Raw genomic sequence first — 14,348 nt, 5'->3', positions numbered from 1 at the left:
AGCAGGCCGCCCGACCGCTCCTGCCCTGCCCATTCGATGTTGAAAAGGAGACCGCCACTGCATGGATTTTCTGGCAACCGCACGCCTTTACACCCGGGTCGTGGAACTCGGCAGCATGTCAGCCGCCGCGCGCGAATTCGAGATGGGACAACCCGCGGTCAGTGAACGCATCGACAGGCTGGAGAAATACCTCAGCACCAAGCTGCTGATGCGCAGCGCGCGGACGCTCGCCTGCACCCACGAAGGACAGCTCTTCTATGACCACAGCAAGGCCCTGCTTGCACTGGCAGAAACCGCCATCGCTTCGGTCTCGATCCGAGGAAAGGAAAACCTGATCCGGGGCCCCGTACGCATCGCGTCGGCGCACTGCCCCGGGGAAATTCTCCTTCCATCGATCCTCATGCGCGCCCGGATGAAGCACCCCGAACTGCGTATCGACCTCGTCTTGAACGACACGATCGTCGATCCGATCACCGAGGGTGTCGACATCTCGCTTCGTCTTGGCCACGTGGGTGAAGGCAGGTTTGTCGCCTACCCCCTCGGCAACGTCCGGCGCGTTCTCGTGGCCGCGCCTTCATTCCTGAAACACGCCGGATCCATCAGCGTGCCGTCCGACCTGTCCAACCATCCCTTCATCCGTTCCAAGGGGACGTTCGCCAACGAGCAGCTTCCGTTGATCACTGCGCGTCAAGACACCGAGTTCGTACGCATCCAGACGATGGTCACCACCAGTCATTGGCGGCCACTGTATGAGTTGTTGATCGCCGGCGGCGGGATCGGCGTGCTGCACTACGCGGCTTGCGCAAATGCGATTAGAAGCGGAGCACTGGTCCGGGTCCTGCCCAGCCACTCGATTCCCGAGCTGCCGTTTCATGCCCTCGTGCAAGGTTTTCGTCCCGCATCCCCCAGGATCCGGGCCGTCCTGGAAATCCTCAAGACGGAAATTCCCCTGGCGCTCCAACAGGCGTCCGCGCCGCTTGCCGAGGAATGATGCCGTGTCTGGGCGGCACGACAAAAAAACCCGCGATCTCGTGAAAGATTCGCGGGTTTTTTGATGTACCAGAGAGATTCTGGAGAAATCCTGGTGCCGTCGGCGAGACTCGAACTCGCACAGCTTTCGCCACTACCCCCTCAAGATAGCGTGTCTACCAATTTCACCACGACGGCTTGCGTGAGCCCGCTAGTATATAACATTTGCGGGCTCATCAGCGGGATTCCCTTCAGTTTTTCTGGGCGGGCGCCTCGGGCTGGGCAGGCGCGGCCGGCGGCGTGGCGGGCACGGACGGGACCGACGCATCGGGGGCGGCCGGGGCCGGTGCGGGCGTACTGCCGGGAACCGCGGGCACGGACAGGTCGCTGGGATGGCTTTCCATGACGCCGCCCTGCGAGGCGGCGGGAGCCGGACGGCCCAGGTAGGCCAGCGCGGCGGTGGAGATGAAGAAGACGACCGCCGCCCACTTGGTGGTGCGCGACAGGAAGTTGGCCGCGCCGGCGGCGCCGAACAGGCTGCCGGCGGAGCCGCCGCCGAAGGCGGAGCCCATGTCGGCACCCTTGCCCTGTTGCAGGAGGACCAGGACGATGATCGTCAGGGCGGAAATGACCTGCACGATCAGCAGGACGGTAAGTGTTACGGACATTCAAGCACTCCGGGTTGTTGCGCCCGCCTCGGCGATGCGCAGGAAGTCTTCGGCCACCAGCGAGGCGCCGCCTATCAGGCCGCCGTCGATGTCGGGCATGGCGAACAGTTCGGCGGCATTGGCCGCCTTGACGCTGCCGCCGTACAACACACGCACGCCGGCGCAGTCGACGCCCTGGAGCGCGGCCCGGATGGCGGCGTGCACTTCCTGGGCCTGTTCGGGGCTGGCGGTCTTGCCGGTGCCGATCGCCCAGACGGGTTCGTAGGCGATGACCATGGCGGCCACGGCTTCCCGGCCCAGGGCCAGCACGGGCTTGAGCTGTTCGTCGATGACCGCCAGGGTACGGCCGGCTTCGCGCTCGGCCAGGGTCTCGCCCACGCAGACGACGGGGGTCAGGCCCGCGCCCAGCGCGGCCTTGGCCTTGTCGGCCACGAGCTGGCTGGTTTCACCGTGCAGGCTGCGCCGCTCGGAATGGCCGGCCAGCACGTAGCGGCAGCCGAAATCGGCCAGCATGGCGCCGGACACTTCGCCAGTGTAGGCGCCCTGCGCATGGACGCTGATGTCCTGGGCGCCCCAGGCGATGTCGGAATCGGTCAGCGCGGACTCGGCCTGGGCCAGGTACGGAAACGGCACGCAGACGCCGACGTCGCAGGCGGCGGCCCCGGAGGACTGGTTCCAGCCGCTGCGTATGGCCGAGAGCAGCTGGCCGTTGGTGGCCAGCGCGCCGTGCATCTTCCAGTTGCCCAGCACCAGGCGGCGAATGTTCTGTTTAGTTGCCATCGACAAGAATCGAAAAATGCCCGCGCGGACAAAAATATGCGGGCAAAACCTCGATTGTATCGGCTCCAGCGCGCGGCTGCAGCCGATGTCGCAAAAAATGCTGGGCGCGAAGCGCGTAGGGGGGCTAAACCGTCAGCACGATCTTCCCGACGTGCTCGCCCGACTCCATCATGGCGTGGGCCTTGTCCGCCTCGCGCAGCGGGAAAGTGGCGTAGACCACGGGCTTCAGTCGGCCGGACTCGAACAGCGGCCAGACGTTCTGGCGCAGCGCGGCCGCCACCTCGCCCTTGAACTGCGCCGAACGCGGGCGCAGGGTGGAACCGGTGATGGTCAGGCGCCGGCTGAGCACCCGGGCGAAGTCGATCTCGCCCTTCGCGCCGCCCAGCAGCGCGATCAGCACGATGCGGCCGTCTTCGGCCAGGCAGTGGATGTCGCGCGCGACGTAGTCGCCGGCCACCATGTCCAGGACCACGTCCACGCCCCGGCCGTCGGTCAGGCGCTTGATTTCCTGCACGAAATCCTGGGTGCGGTAGTTGATCCCGGCGGTGGCGCCGAGCTTCTCTACCGCGGCGACGCGCTCGTCGTTGCCCACCGTGGCATACACCGGATGGCCCAGCGCCTTGGCCAGCTGGACAGCCGTGGTGCCGATGCCGCTGGCGCCGCCGTGCACCAGCAGCGACTCCTGGCCCGACAGCCGGCCGCGCATGAAGACGTTGCTCCAGACGGTGAAGTAGGTTTCGGGCAGGCCGGCGGCCTCGATCATGCTCAGGCCCTTGGGCACGGGCAGGCACTGGGTGGCCGGCACGGCGCAGTATTCGGCGTAGCCGCCGCCATTGACCAGCGCGCAGACCGCGTCCCCCACCGCGAAACCGGAGGCCCCCTCGCCCAGCGCGGCCACGGTGCCCGCCACTTCCAGCCCCGGCAGGTCGGAAGCGCCCGGAGGCGGCGGATAGGTCCCGCGGCGCTGGGCCACGTCCGGGCGGTTGACGCCGGCGGCGGCAACCTGGATCAGGATTTCGCCGGCGCCGGGCGCCGGCGTGGGGCGCTCGGCAGCCTGCAGGACTTCGGGCCCGCCGGGGCGGGTAATTTCGATGACGATCATGGCGCGGTTTCCCGTTTTTCTGGTCGTGAAGGCGGTCATCATATACGGCTATGTATACGGTTATGCCACCCCTACTCCCATCAGGGTCTTAAGCCGCGCCAAGGGGCATGCCCCCTCCCTGGAGCCACCATAGCCAAGTCGAATACCGACGACGGATAAATTCATTCTCTTTTCGGGGGCGGATTGCCTAGACTTGCATAGGTCAGCATTCCGCCCGCATCTCGTCCGGGCGCATCCCCACAAGAGAGTAGACATGAGCACACAAGCCAAAGTCGTCGAAGGCAAGGCCACTCCCCGCGGCAAGTATCCCCACATCAAGCGCGCCGGCGACTTCCTGTTCGTCTCGGGCACCAGCTCGCGCCGCTCCGACAATACGCTGGCCGGCGTGGAAGTGGACGCCATGGGCACGACCAAGTTCGACATCCGCGCCCAGACCCGCGCGGTGCTCGAGAACATCAGCGACATCCTGGGCACCGCCGGCGCCTCGCTGTCCGACGTCGTCGAGATCGGCACCTTCCTGGTCGACATGAGCGACTTCGGTGGCTACAACGAGGTCTACGGGGAATTCTTCGACTACGACGGTCCGGCCCGCACCACGGTGGCCGTGCACCAGCTGCCCCACCCGCACTTGCGCATCGAGATCAAGGCGGTCGCCTACAAGCCCCTCTGATCCCGCCACGACAACACCAGACATCAAGCCCATCATGAAAATCGACATGCACGCCCACCACTTCCCGCGCATCACGCGGGAAGAAGCCGCCGCCCTGAGCGTCGAGCGCGCGCCCTGGCTGCAGGTGGCGCCGGACGGCAAGACCGGCGACATCATGCGCGCCGACAAACCCTTCCGTCCGGTCTATGACGCGCTGTGGGATCCGCAGGCGCGCCTGGCCGAGATGGACGCCCAAGGCGTGGACATCCAGATCACCTGCGCCACGCCCATCATGTTCGGCTACGAGTTCGCGCCCGAGAAGGTCCTGCCCTGGGCCCAGCGCATGAACGACCTGGCGCTGGAGTTCTGTGCCGCCGCACCCAAGCGCCTGGTGGCGCTGGCGCAGGTACCGCTGCAGGATATCGACGCCGCCTGCCGCGAAGCCTCGCGCGCCAAGGCCACGGGCCACCACGGCGTGCAGATCGGCAACCACCTGGGCGACCGCGACCTCGACGACGAGGGCCTGGTCACGTTCCTGCAGCACTGCGCGAACGAAGGCATCCCGCTGCTGGTCCACCCGTGGGACATGATGGGCGGCAACCGCATGAAGCAGTGGATGCTGCCCTGGCTGGTGGCCATGCCCGCCGAAACGCAGCTCGGCATTCTGTCGCTGATCCTGTCGGGCGCCTTCGAGCGCATCCCCGAGTCGCTGAAGATCTGCTTCGCCCACGGCGGCGGTTCGTTCGCCTTCATGCTGGGCCGCGTGGACAACGCCTGGAAGCATCGCGACATCATCCGCAAGGACTGCCCACGCCTGCCCTCAGAATACGTCAAGCGCTTCTACGTCGATTCGGCCGTGTTCGATCCGGGCGCGCTGCGCCTGCTGGCCGACGTGATGGGCACCGACCGCATCATGCTGGGCTCGGACTACCCCTTCCCGCTGGGCGAACAGTCCATCGGCAAGCTGGTGGCCGAACAGCCCGGTTTCAGCGACGCCGACAAGCGCGCAATCTACGCCGACAACGCGGTCGAATTCTTCGGCCTGCAAGCCCTGGTACGCTGACCTCTTCCCACCCCCACAAGGAAATGCCATGAGTTTCGTCACTGCGTTGCGGCGCACATCGGTCGCTATGGCCGCCGGCCTGACCCTGGCCGGCGCGAGTATGCATAGCGCCCATGCCGAATACCCCGAGCGGCCGATCCGCCTGATCGTCCCCTCGCCCCCGGGCGACGGATCGGACGTCCTTGCCCGCAATGTAGGCAAGGCCATGGGCGACGTGTTGGGTCAGAGCCTGGTGATCGAAAACAAGCCAGGCGCAGGCGGCAGCATCGCCTCGGACATCACCGCCAAGGCAGCCGCCGACGGTTATACGGTGCTGCTGGGCAACGCCAGTACCCACGCCGTCACGCCGGGGCTCTATAGCAAGCTGCCCTATGATTCCGAGAAAGCCTTCAGCACCGTCTCGCTGCTGGCCAGCGCACCCAATGTGCTGGTTGTCAACCCCGCGCTGCCGGTCAAGAACATCGGCGAGTTCATTGCCTACGCCAAGGCCAACCCCGGCAAGCTCAACGTCGGGTCGGGCGGCAATGGTAGCCTGTCGCACCTCTCTGCCATCCTCTTCAACTCCATGGCCGGCATAGATATCCCGCACGTACCCTACAAGGGCGCGGCGCCTGCCGTCACCGCCGTCATGGGCGGGGAAATCTCGGCGCTGATGATCAACATCCCGACCGTGTCGCAGCAAATCCAGGCCGGCAAGCTGCGGGCGCTGGCAGTCAGCAGCCTGGAGCGTTCACCGGCGTTGCCCGACGTGCCGACGCTGAACGAGTCGGGGCTCAAGGGCTACAACACCGAAGCCTGGTTCGGCCTGTTCGTGCCGGCCGGAACCCCGGCCCCGGCCATCGCCAAACTGCAATCGGCCGCCGCCGCGGCGCTCAAGAACGAAGCGGTGCTGACCAACATCCGCAACATGGGCGCGGTGCCCAAGGATCTGAAAGGTCAAGCCTTCGCCGACTTCGTCAAGGCCGAAGCCACCAAATACCGGGCCATCATCAAGCAAGCCGACGTCCGCATCGACTAAAGCCAGTCCCGCGCACCGGTCAGAACCGGTGCGCGATCCCCATCGCGATCTGCCTGCGCCAGGCATCGCCCACCGTCGCCCCCGCCGTGGAGAACAGCCGGAATTCGGTCCGATTGGCGTACACGTACAGCCAGGTCCGCTTGGACAGATCGTAGACATAGGCCAGGCCGTAGTTCTCGATCTTCGAACCGGTCGTCCACTGGTATCCCAGCAGCACCCTCCCCGCTCCCACCGGCACCTTCACGCCAACCTGATAGGCATGGTCGCGATCGTGCGTGGCCGCGAAACGGGTCGCCCCGTTGGCCCCCGGATCCACCGTCGGATCGTTCAGCCGGCCGTATCCGCCGTAGAGCGTGAACGTGCCGAAGTCATGGTTCACACCCACTTGCAGGTTGCTGGGCTTGCCCCGCGCGCCGGCCGTGCTGGCGGGCATGACGTACTGGTAGCTGACCGCCGCCTTGAAGCGGCCGCCGTCGTATCGCAGACCCAGGTCCGCCATCCTGTTGTTGCGGTTGCCGCCGGCCACTTCCGCATCGGCCGTCTGCACGCTGTAGCCCAGGCCGGCCTGCACGCCCGCCCAGCGGGGCGAGAAATAATAGGCGGCGTTGTTGACGCGGGACGTGGTGCCGAAATCGCCGGTGTTGTAGGCGGCCGTCGTGGTTACCGCGGCTTGCTGGAAGCTGGGCCCGAACGGGCTCATCATGCCGGCGGTGAACAACAGCCCGAGATTGGCCATCCGCCCAAGCTGGATCTGGCCAAACTGCCGGCTCGACAGCCCCACATAGCTGGACCGGCCAAACAGGCGCCCGAAGGCCTGCTGCCCATTGTCGCCCGTGAAGCCGTTCTCCAGCACGAAGTTGGCCTTCCAGCCGTTGCCCAGGTCCTCGGTGCCGCGCAGCCCCCAGCGCGAGGCCACGCTAAGCGAGGGATTGATCGCATTGATCGTGCCCTTGCCCTGCGTCTTGTCGGACAGGTAGCCGTTGTCGAGAATTCCGTACATCGTCACGCTGCCCTGCGCCAACGCGGACGCGCAGGGGACGAGCGCCAGCGCGACGCCGGCAAGAGACCGGATCGTGGCCATCGATTTCTCCAGTAGGAAGGAAGGGGGGGCGGCGCGGGGCAAGCCGCGCCGGGAACGCGGCTATTGCGCCTGAAGTCCGGCGATCTCGACCAGGCGCCGGACCTTGGCCTTGTCGGCGGCGATGAAGGCCCGGTATTCCTCGGGCGAGCCCTTGTACAACTGGGTGCCGTACTCGGCCAGCCGGGCCTTCAGCTCGGCCGACGCGACGACCTTCTGCAGCGCGCGGCTCAAGGTTTCCTGAATGGCAGCGGGCGTGCCCGCCGCCACGTACAGCGCGGTCCAGTTGCCCGCCTTCAGGTCCGGCAGGCCGAGCTGCGTGGTCGTCGGAACGCCGGGAACCGAGGCCAGCGGCTGGTCGGCCATGACGGCCAGCGCGCGCAGCTTGCCGGCGGCCACTTGCGGGCCGACCACCTGGCTGCTGTCCATCAGTACGTCGATCTGGCCGCCCGCGACGGCCGTGACCGACTCGCCGCTCCCTTTGTACGGAACCTTGACGATGTCCAGGCCGTAGCTCGCCTTCAGCGTTTCCATGCCCAGGTGCAGGGTGCCCGCCGCCCCATAGTTCAGGACGCCGGGCCGGGCTCGCGCATAGGCGATCAGTTCATCCAGCGTCCTGACCGGCAGGCTGGCCCTTACCACCAGCACCGACGGCGTGTTGGTGGCCAGGCCCACCGGCGCGAGCTGCCTGTCCGGATCGTAGGGCAGGTGCTTGTACAGCAGGGTATTGACGATCTGCGTGCCCACGGTGCCCAGCAGCAGAGTGTAGCCGTCGGCCGGATAGCCCAGCATTTCCTTGACCCCCAGCACACCGCCGGCTCCCCCCCGGTTCTCCACGACCACCGTCTGGCCCAGGACGTCGCCCAGGCTCTTGCCGATCTGCCGGGCGGCGAAATCCGAATTGCCGCCCGCGCCAAAAGGCACGATCAGGCGCAAGGGCCGGTCCGGATACGTCTGGGCCAGCGACACGCCGGCACAGGAGAACAATACGACCATCCACAACAATCTCGACAAGCGCACAGGAATCTCCTTGGCTGACCACGATGATGTGTCTCCTCCTCCCCCGCCCCGGGCCCTAATCCGCCATGGCGCGCTCCGGGGCAGTGGGATTGATGCGCGCGTAGTTGGCCTTCTTGAACTCGCCCCAGACGAAAGGCTTGTCCCGCGGCATGGAGGTATGGAAATCCTCGGGCGCCACATTGGACGGATCGGGGTTGCGGATCTTCGGCGCGATCACTTCGTCGTAAGTCGGAAACATGAAGAATGGCACCGAATAGCGTTCCTTCCCATACCGGTTGATGACCCGGTGCGGCGTGGACGAGAAGACCCCATCGGTCCAGACCTTCATGACCTCGCCGATGTTCAGCACGTAGGTGCCGGGAATCGGCGGCACGCCTATCCATTCGCCGTCCCGGTTGCGGATCTCCAATCCGCCGGTCGCGTCCTGGTAGACGAAAGTGAACGCATCCGTGTCGGTGTGGGCGCGGGTCCCCAGGTGGGCGCCGGATTCGTCCACCTGCTGCGGCGGATAGTGGATGATGCGCAGCGCGTTCATGTCCTTGCGGAAATGCTGGCGGATGGAGTCCTTGGGCAGGTCCAGGCCCAGTTCGAATAATTCGATCATGCTTTCGCCGAACCGGCACATGCGCGCGTGATAGGCCAGCAGCACTTCCTTGAGCGCCGGCAGTTCGCGGGGCCAGGGAATCGACCCGGCCAGGCGTGCGCCCGTCAGCAGGTCCGGGTCGTCTTCAGCCAGCGGCCGGCGAAACTGGAAGGCCTCTTGCTTGTTGGCAGTGATCACCCCGCCGCGCTCGGCATTGCCGGTTCCCTTCGTGAGCATGGGCAGGTAGCCCTGGAAATGATGGTTCCTGGCCATCGATACCGCGTCCTTGGCCTCCTGCGGCAGCGCGAAGAAGGCCTTGACCGCCTCGAACACCCCGTCGATCTGCGACTGCGGGATCGGATGGTTCTTCAGGTAGAGAAAGCCGACGGTGGCGCAGGCCTCGGCCAGTTCGTCGGCCAGCCTCTTCCTGGATTCGGGCGTCGCGGATCTTTCGGGCGACATGTCGATGACGGGTACTTCGGAAAAATCCAGCTTGCGAGTGGCAGGCAGCATGTTCTTCTCCACGGTTGGCGCCCCGATGGCGCCTGGTTCGATGTCCATGCGGAGAACTTTAAGATCGTGGAGATATATTTAAAAATTAAAAAATAAGTTCGTTCCATAGGTTATTTTCTATGGAAAATCTGCCGGGGCCCCGCGATGTACAAGACCACGACATTCCGCCAGCTCACCGCCATCGACGCCGTCGCCCGCCTGGGCGGCGTCTCGCGCGCCGCCCAGGCGCTGCACCTGACCCAGCCCACGGTATCGCTGCAGTTGCGCCTGCTCGAGGAAGCCACCGGCGCCGCGCTGGTCCAGCGATCCGGGCGCGGCCTGCTTCTTACGCCCGCCGGCGAAGTCGTGGCCGGCTACGCGAGCCAGATCCTCGAGCTCTGGCGCCACGCGTCGGACGAAGTCGCCAGCCTGAAGGGCCAATTGGCCGGCACGCTGCGCGTGGGGGCGCTGATCACGGCCGAGTACCTGCTGCCCCCGCTGCTCGTGGCCTTCAACACCGGCCGGCCCGACGTCAAGGTCAAGCTCAGCGTGGGCAACCGCGAAGAGGTCGTGCGCATGCTGACCCGCCACGAAATCGACATTGCCATCATGGGCAAGCCGCCCGGCGACGTGCGCACGGAATCGCGGGCCTTCGCCAAGCATCCGATGGCCTTCATCGCCTCGCCCCAGCATCCGCTGATGACCAGGCGGGACCTGGCCCTGCGCGATCTGTCGGGCGAGAACATTCTCGTGCGCGAACACGGCTCGGGGGCCCACAACACGGCGGAGCGGCTGTTCAAGGATGCCGGGCTGCGGTTCTCGCCCGGCTCGGAGCTGTCCAGCAACGAAGCCATCAAGCAGATGGTGGCCGCGGGCCTGGGCATAGGCTTCCTGTCCCTGCACGCCTGCGCCCTGGAGTTCCAGGCGGGCCTGATCGGCCTGCTGCCGCTGCCCGGCAATCCGGTCGAACACGATTGGTACGTGCTGCACCTGTCCACCGCCCGCCTCCCGCCCGTGGCCGCGGCGTTCCAGGACTTCCTGGCCGACCACGGCCAGGCGGAGATCAGCCGGCAGTTGCAGGCCTTCGACGCGGTGGTGGACAGCCTGCGCGCGAAAGGAACGCGCCGGCGCGGCGGAGGTGCGCGCCCGGCCCGGCGATGAGATGCCGCGTGGAGCGGTTTCCCGGCGTACAGACGGATACAGATAGACTAAGCTAGAGCCTTTGCACCCGCACAGGCTGCGGTCCCCTGGCCGGCATGACACCACACGCAACGCATCCGCTTCGTCGTCCCTTCGTTCCCCCGCGGGCATCCACCCCGTGCCAGCCGGCATGACCCGCCCCGGCCTGCGCCTCGTCGTCGGCGCCTGGGACGACCTGCGGCACGACGCCTCGTCCATACGCCAGGCCGTCTTCGTCCACGAGCAATCGGTCCCGCTGGAACTCGAATACGACGATGCCGACGCGGTCTCGCTGCACGCGGTCGCCTATGACGCCGACGGCGCGCCCCTGGGCACGGGCCGGCTCCTGCCCGATGGGCACATCGGCCGCATGGCGGTCCACCGCCACGGGCGCGGGCTGGGCGTGGGCGGCGCCATCCTGGACGCCTTGATCGACGAGGCGCGCCGGCGCGGGCACGGCCGTCTGCTGCTGCATGCCCAGACACGGGCGCGGGCGTTCTACGAAACGCGCGGCTTCCAGGCCGAAGGCCAGGAATTCATGGAAGCCGGCATCGTGCACGTGCTGATGAGCCGGCGCCTGGACGATTCCGCGGCCGAACCGCCGGCGGGCGCGGCTTGAAGGCCGGAGCGGGGTTAGCCCTGCCGGCCCGCGAAGTCCTGGGGCCCCAGGCGCGTGATCGATCCGTGCGGCCCGCCCGGCACACCGGCGGCAACGTCGTGGATTTCCGCCTGCCCCGCCAGGTAGGCGGTCAGCAGATGGTCGACGCGATCGTCGGGCGCTCCGAAGCAACTGCGCAAGACCTGCGCCTCGACCTCGTAGACCTGCGGCCCGCGCGTCTCGTGGAAAAGCGTGAAACGCACGCCGTCCCGGGTGGCCAGCGGCGTCGTTCCCGCAGCGAGTCGATGTGGCATGGCGTGTCTCCGTTCATCCGTCCTGGTGTTTTATACGCCAGCGCATCGTCCAACACCAAGCCATGAGTTCAGCAAGCACTCCCGCCCTTTCCCGCGCCGTCACGCCCGCCATGGCCCTGCTGGGCATCCTGCTGGTGGCGGCGACACTGCGCGCGCCGTTGACCGGCATCGGTCCCCTGCTCGGCCATATCCGCGCCTCCACCGGCCTGGACGCGGGCAGCGCCGGGCTGCTCAATACGCTGCCGCTGCTGGCCTTCGGCCTGTTCTCGGTGCTCGCGCCCGCGCTGGGCCGGCAACTGGGACTGGAACGCGCGCTGTTCGCCGCCATGGTCGCGCTATGCGTCGGCATCGCCGTGCGTTCGGTGCCAGGTATCGCGCCGCTGTTTATCGGCACGGCCATAGGCGGCATCGCCATTGCCGTCGGCAACGTGATGTTGCCGGCGCTGGTCAAGCGCGAGTTCCCGCAGCGCATCGGCCCGCTCACCGGCCTGTATTCGGTGGTGATGACGCTCGTGTCCGGCACGGCGGCGGGCGTGGCCGTGCCCCTGGCCGACAGCCTGCCCGGCGGCTGGCGTACGTCGCTGGCCTGCGTGCTCGTCATCACGGTCCCCGCCGCGCTGGTCTGGCTGGCCCGTTCGCGCAACCTGGCCGCGGCGCCCGTGGCCGCCCGCGCCCAGGCGGCCCAGGCCGCCAATGTCTGGCGCTCGTGGCTGGCCTGGCAGGTCACGCTGTTCACCGGCATCCAGGCCTTCAACTTCTACATCCTCGTGGCCTGGCTGCCCTCCATGCTGCACGAGACCGGCATGAGCCCCAGCGAGGCCGGCTGGATGGTGTCGCTGATGCAGCTGGCGGCGCTGCTGGGCAATATCGCGACGTCGTGGGTGTCGAGCCGCGTGCGCGATCAGAAGATCCTCGGGTTGGCGATCTCGCTGCTGTGCGTGGCGGGCTTTGCCGGCATGGCGCTGCTGCCGGCCTGGACCATCGTCTGGATATGCGTGGCCGGCGCCGGGCTGGGTAGCAGCCTGATGCTGTCCCTGGCCTATATCAGCCTGCGCGCGGCCACCACGCAGCAGGCGGCCTCGCTGTCGGGCATGGCTCAAAGCCTGGGCTATTTGATAGGCGCGACCGGCCCGGTGGTGTGCGGCGTGCTGCGCGACTGGACCGGCAGCTGGCTGCCGGCGCTGGGACTGATGGTGGCGATGGCCGGCGCGCAGGCATGGGTGGCCTATGGCGCGGGCCGCTCGCGCACCGTGGGCGACCACTAGGGCCTAGCTAGGTGCCGGCGGGTAGGCGCCGGGCCGCGGCGATCAGCGACAGCAGCCTGTCGATGTCCACCGGCTTGGTCATGTAGTCGTCAAAACCGTGCGCGATGGCCTCTTCCTGCCCGAAGGCCGCGCTGCGGCCCGTCACCGCGATCAGCGTGATCAACTTCAGGTACGAGATGTCGCGGATCATGGTTGCCACTTCCAGTCCATTGGGCGGCGGCATGTCGATGTCCAGGACCATGACGTCGGGCCGCCAGTCCAGCGCGACCTCCATCGCGGCCGAACCGCCATCGGCGTACCTGACTTCGTGAAATCGGCCGCAGGCCTCGGCCAGCGCTTCGGCGGCGCTGACGTAGTTGTCCACGACCAGTACCCGGCAAGGCGTAATCTGTCCCACTCCGTCCTCCTGACGTACTTGCGGACGGGCACGCCGCCGGCCGTTTACTCGGCGGCGCTGCCAGCCGGCGGATAGTCGCCGGGCTCCTCGTTCTCCAACACCAGGCACGGCAGATCGGCCTCGCCCTCCTGGATCGGCGTGGCCGCGGCCGTGCCGAAGAACCGGTGCAGCGACGCATAGGCCAGTTTGGCCGCCACGTCCTGCAAAAGCTTTTCCGAGGTCAGGAACCCCTCGGCCCGCAGATCGTCCACTTCCAACCGGTAGCCCAGCACGCCGTTCCGCTCGGACACGGCGCCCAGGCGAACCGCCTTGCCGGCGCCATCCCGCGCATACAACCCGCCGCCCGAGGCGTAGAGCCGATAGGCATGATGCGGGGCCGAACCGTCGTGGGGAGTGGTAGACATGCGGGATCTCCTGTCCGGGTGCCTCGCTCAGCAAGCCGCATACCCGAGGCGCGCCCCGGGCAACCATGGCGCCGGCGCTAGCCAGCCCCGCCGAAAGCGTCTATAACGCAGGGAGCATAGCGCATCGTGTCCAGGCGGTTCGCGGGACCGCAACGTATCCTGTCATGAAAAATATTCTTCAATACATGCGCCAGCTCCGGCAGCGCCGCCTTGCCGTATTCGAACTGCCGCTGAACGACGCGGCGGACAACGATCCCTACGACGGCGAGCTGCGCCAGTTGCCGCTGAACTACCACGCCACCGAGGTGGACGCCCGCGCCCTGCGGCGCCGGCTGTCCGAACTCGAGTACGACGACGAGACCTGACACGCGCGGCGCCTTGCTCCCGGCGCCCGCGCGTTTGAGTTTGAATACAATCGACGCATTCCCCGCGATACGGGTCACGCCCCAGGGGCCTCCAACGGAACAGAACATCATGAACAAGCATCCCGCCGCCCTGCTCTGCGTGCTGGCGCTGACCGCGTGCGCCTCCGGCCCCTCGTCGTCCTGGTACCGGGAAACCTCGTCGGCCGACCAGGCCGAGCGCGACCGCATCCAGTGCGAACGACAGGCGCGCATCAACTCGCCGGGCAGCAGCACGCCCTCGTATCGCGGCATCAACGCCGGCGGTGGATCCGGCGTAAGCGACGGCCTGGCCAACGCCGAGCGCCAGTCGGGCATGGCCAACGACTGCATGCGCGCCAAGGGCTACTCGCTGCGCTGACGGCCCG

Annotated in this window: 18 protein-coding genes and 1 tRNA gene; 9 read left to right on the top strand and 10 right to left on the bottom strand. The window is 67.1% G+C overall.

The annotated features are described in order from the left end of the window. Nucleotides 1-61 precede the first annotated feature (61 nt). Nucleotides 62-991 carry a LysR family transcriptional regulator gene (locus EGT29_RS10835; RefSeq protein WP_124689033.1) on the top strand — a complete coding sequence of 310 codons (930 nt, stop codon included), beginning with the start codon at nucleotides 62-64 and terminating at the stop codon, nucleotides 989-991. 91 nt (nucleotides 992-1,082) lie between these two features. On the opposite strand, the gene EGT29_RS10830 is transcribed toward EGT29_RS10835, so the two are convergent. The 4 genes from EGT29_RS10830 to EGT29_RS10815 all read right to left on the bottom strand — a co-directional run bounded on the left by EGT29_RS10830 (nucleotide 1,083) and on the right by EGT29_RS10815 (nucleotide 3,519). Further along, nucleotides 1,083-1,167: transfer RNA gene (locus EGT29_RS10830), tRNA-Leu, on the bottom strand. Nucleotides 1,168-1,220: 53 nt separating this feature from the next. Then, nucleotides 1,221-1,637, bottom strand: a complete 417-nt coding sequence (gene secG / locus EGT29_RS10825) for a preprotein translocase subunit SecG (protein WP_124689032.1) — start codon at nucleotides 1,635-1,637, stop codon at nucleotides 1,221-1,223. Further along, nucleotides 1,638-2,417 carry a triose-phosphate isomerase gene (tpiA, locus tag EGT29_RS10820; protein WP_124689031.1) on the bottom strand — a complete coding sequence of 260 codons (780 nt, stop codon included), beginning with the start codon at nucleotides 2,415-2,417 and terminating at the stop codon, nucleotides 1,638-1,640. 124 nt (nucleotides 2,418-2,541) lie between these two features. Continuing rightward, nucleotides 2,542-3,519, bottom strand: a complete 978-nt coding sequence (locus EGT29_RS10815) for an NAD(P)H-quinone oxidoreductase (protein ID WP_124689030.1) — start codon at nucleotides 3,517-3,519, stop codon at nucleotides 2,542-2,544. Between the two features lie 253 nt (nucleotides 3,520-3,772). On the opposite strand from EGT29_RS10815, the gene EGT29_RS10810 reads away from it, so the two are divergent. From EGT29_RS10810 to EGT29_RS10800, 3 genes are read left to right on the top strand one after another with little or no spacing between them, the layout of a single operon-like run. Then, nucleotides 3,773-4,189 (top strand): RidA family protein, encoded by a 417-nt coding sequence (locus EGT29_RS10810; RefSeq protein ID WP_124689029.1) that lies wholly within the window; start codon nucleotides 3,773-3,775, stop codon nucleotides 4,187-4,189. A gap of 34 nt (nucleotides 4,190-4,223) precedes the next feature. Further along, on the top strand, nucleotides 4,224-5,231 hold the full coding sequence (locus tag EGT29_RS10805) for an amidohydrolase family protein (RefSeq protein WP_192901808.1): 1,008 nt from the start codon (nucleotides 4,224-4,226) through the stop codon (nucleotides 5,229-5,231). Between the two features lie 28 nt (nucleotides 5,232-5,259). Then, nucleotides 5,260-6,249 (top strand): tripartite tricarboxylate transporter substrate binding protein, encoded by a 990-nt coding sequence (locus tag EGT29_RS10800; RefSeq protein WP_161567784.1) that lies wholly within the window; start codon nucleotides 5,260-5,262, stop codon nucleotides 6,247-6,249. A 19-nt stretch (nucleotides 6,250-6,268) separates the two neighbouring features. On the opposite strand, the gene EGT29_RS10795 is transcribed toward EGT29_RS10800, so the two are convergent. From EGT29_RS10795 to EGT29_RS10785, 3 genes are read right to left on the bottom strand one after another with little or no spacing between them, the layout of a single operon-like run. Beyond that, nucleotides 6,269-7,330 carry a porin gene (locus tag EGT29_RS10795; protein WP_124689028.1) on the bottom strand — a complete coding sequence of 354 codons (1,062 nt, stop codon included), beginning with the start codon at nucleotides 7,328-7,330 and terminating at the stop codon, nucleotides 6,269-6,271. Between the two features lie 60 nt (nucleotides 7,331-7,390). Continuing rightward, nucleotides 7,391-8,347, bottom strand: a complete 957-nt coding sequence (locus EGT29_RS10790; protein ID WP_238160362.1) for a tripartite tricarboxylate transporter substrate binding protein — start codon at nucleotides 8,345-8,347, stop codon at nucleotides 7,391-7,393. A gap of 55 nt (nucleotides 8,348-8,402) precedes the next feature. Beyond that, entirely contained in the window at nucleotides 8,403-9,443 is a 1,041-nt protein-coding gene (locus EGT29_RS10785; RefSeq protein ID WP_161567783.1) for an isopenicillin N synthase family oxygenase, read from the bottom strand. Nucleotides 9,444-9,587: 144 nt separating this feature from the next. Here EGT29_RS10785 and EGT29_RS10780 point away from each other — a divergent pair, with 144 nt between their 5' ends. After that, nucleotides 9,588-10,583 carry a LysR family transcriptional regulator gene (locus EGT29_RS10780; protein WP_124689026.1) on the top strand — a complete coding sequence of 332 codons (996 nt, stop codon included), beginning with the start codon at nucleotides 9,588-9,590 and terminating at the stop codon, nucleotides 10,581-10,583. Between the two features lie 169 nt (nucleotides 10,584-10,752). After that, a complete protein-coding gene (locus EGT29_RS10775; protein ID WP_124689025.1) occupies nucleotides 10,753-11,220 on the top strand; it encodes a GNAT family N-acetyltransferase in 468 nt (155 codons plus the stop codon). A gap of 14 nt (nucleotides 11,221-11,234) precedes the next feature. Here EGT29_RS10775 and EGT29_RS10770 read toward each other — a convergent pair whose 3' ends face one another. After that, nucleotides 11,235-11,513, bottom strand: coding sequence for a hypothetical protein (locus tag EGT29_RS10770; RefSeq protein WP_124689024.1), 279 nt, complete (start codon nucleotides 11,511-11,513; stop codon nucleotides 11,235-11,237). A gap of 62 nt (nucleotides 11,514-11,575) precedes the next feature. On the opposite strand from EGT29_RS10770, the gene EGT29_RS10765 reads away from it, so the two are divergent. Then, the gene (locus EGT29_RS10765; RefSeq protein ID WP_124689023.1) at nucleotides 11,576-12,778 is read left to right on the top strand and encodes an MFS transporter; all 1,203 of its coding nucleotides are present in this window, start codon (nucleotides 11,576-11,578) and stop codon (nucleotides 12,776-12,778) included. Nucleotides 12,779-12,785: 7 nt separating this feature from the next. Here EGT29_RS10765 and EGT29_RS28470 read toward each other — a convergent pair whose 3' ends face one another. Both EGT29_RS28470 and EGT29_RS28465 read right to left on the bottom strand, forming a co-directional pair. Then, nucleotides 12,786-13,175, bottom strand: coding sequence for a response regulator (locus EGT29_RS28470; RefSeq protein WP_161567782.1), 390 nt, complete (start codon nucleotides 13,173-13,175; stop codon nucleotides 12,786-12,788). 44 nt (nucleotides 13,176-13,219) lie between these two features. Beyond that, complete coding sequence (locus EGT29_RS28465; RefSeq protein ID WP_161567781.1) at nucleotides 13,220-13,579, bottom strand: hypothetical protein; 360 nt, start codon at nucleotides 13,577-13,579, stop codon at nucleotides 13,220-13,222. A 164-nt stretch (nucleotides 13,580-13,743) separates the two neighbouring features. Here EGT29_RS28465 and EGT29_RS10755 point away from each other — a divergent pair, with 164 nt between their 5' ends. Together EGT29_RS10755 and EGT29_RS10750 are read left to right on the top strand one after the other, a co-directional pair. After that, the gene (locus tag EGT29_RS10755; protein ID WP_124689021.1) at nucleotides 13,744-13,944 is read left to right on the top strand and encodes a hypothetical protein; all 201 of its coding nucleotides are present in this window, start codon (nucleotides 13,744-13,746) and stop codon (nucleotides 13,942-13,944) included. A 109-nt stretch (nucleotides 13,945-14,053) separates the two neighbouring features. Continuing rightward, nucleotides 14,054-14,341 carry a hypothetical protein gene (locus EGT29_RS10750; RefSeq protein WP_124689020.1) on the top strand — a complete coding sequence of 96 codons (288 nt, stop codon included), beginning with the start codon at nucleotides 14,054-14,056 and terminating at the stop codon, nucleotides 14,339-14,341. The last annotated feature ends 7 nt before the right edge of the window (nucleotides 14,342-14,348 follow it).

It is taken from the genome of Pigmentiphaga sp. H8 (assembly GCF_003854895.1).
Lineage (GTDB): Bacteria > Pseudomonadota > Gammaproteobacteria > Burkholderiales > Burkholderiaceae_B > Pigmentiphaga.
Note: the sequence above shows the minus strand (reverse complement) of the source record. Positions and strands in the feature narration are given on the sequence as shown.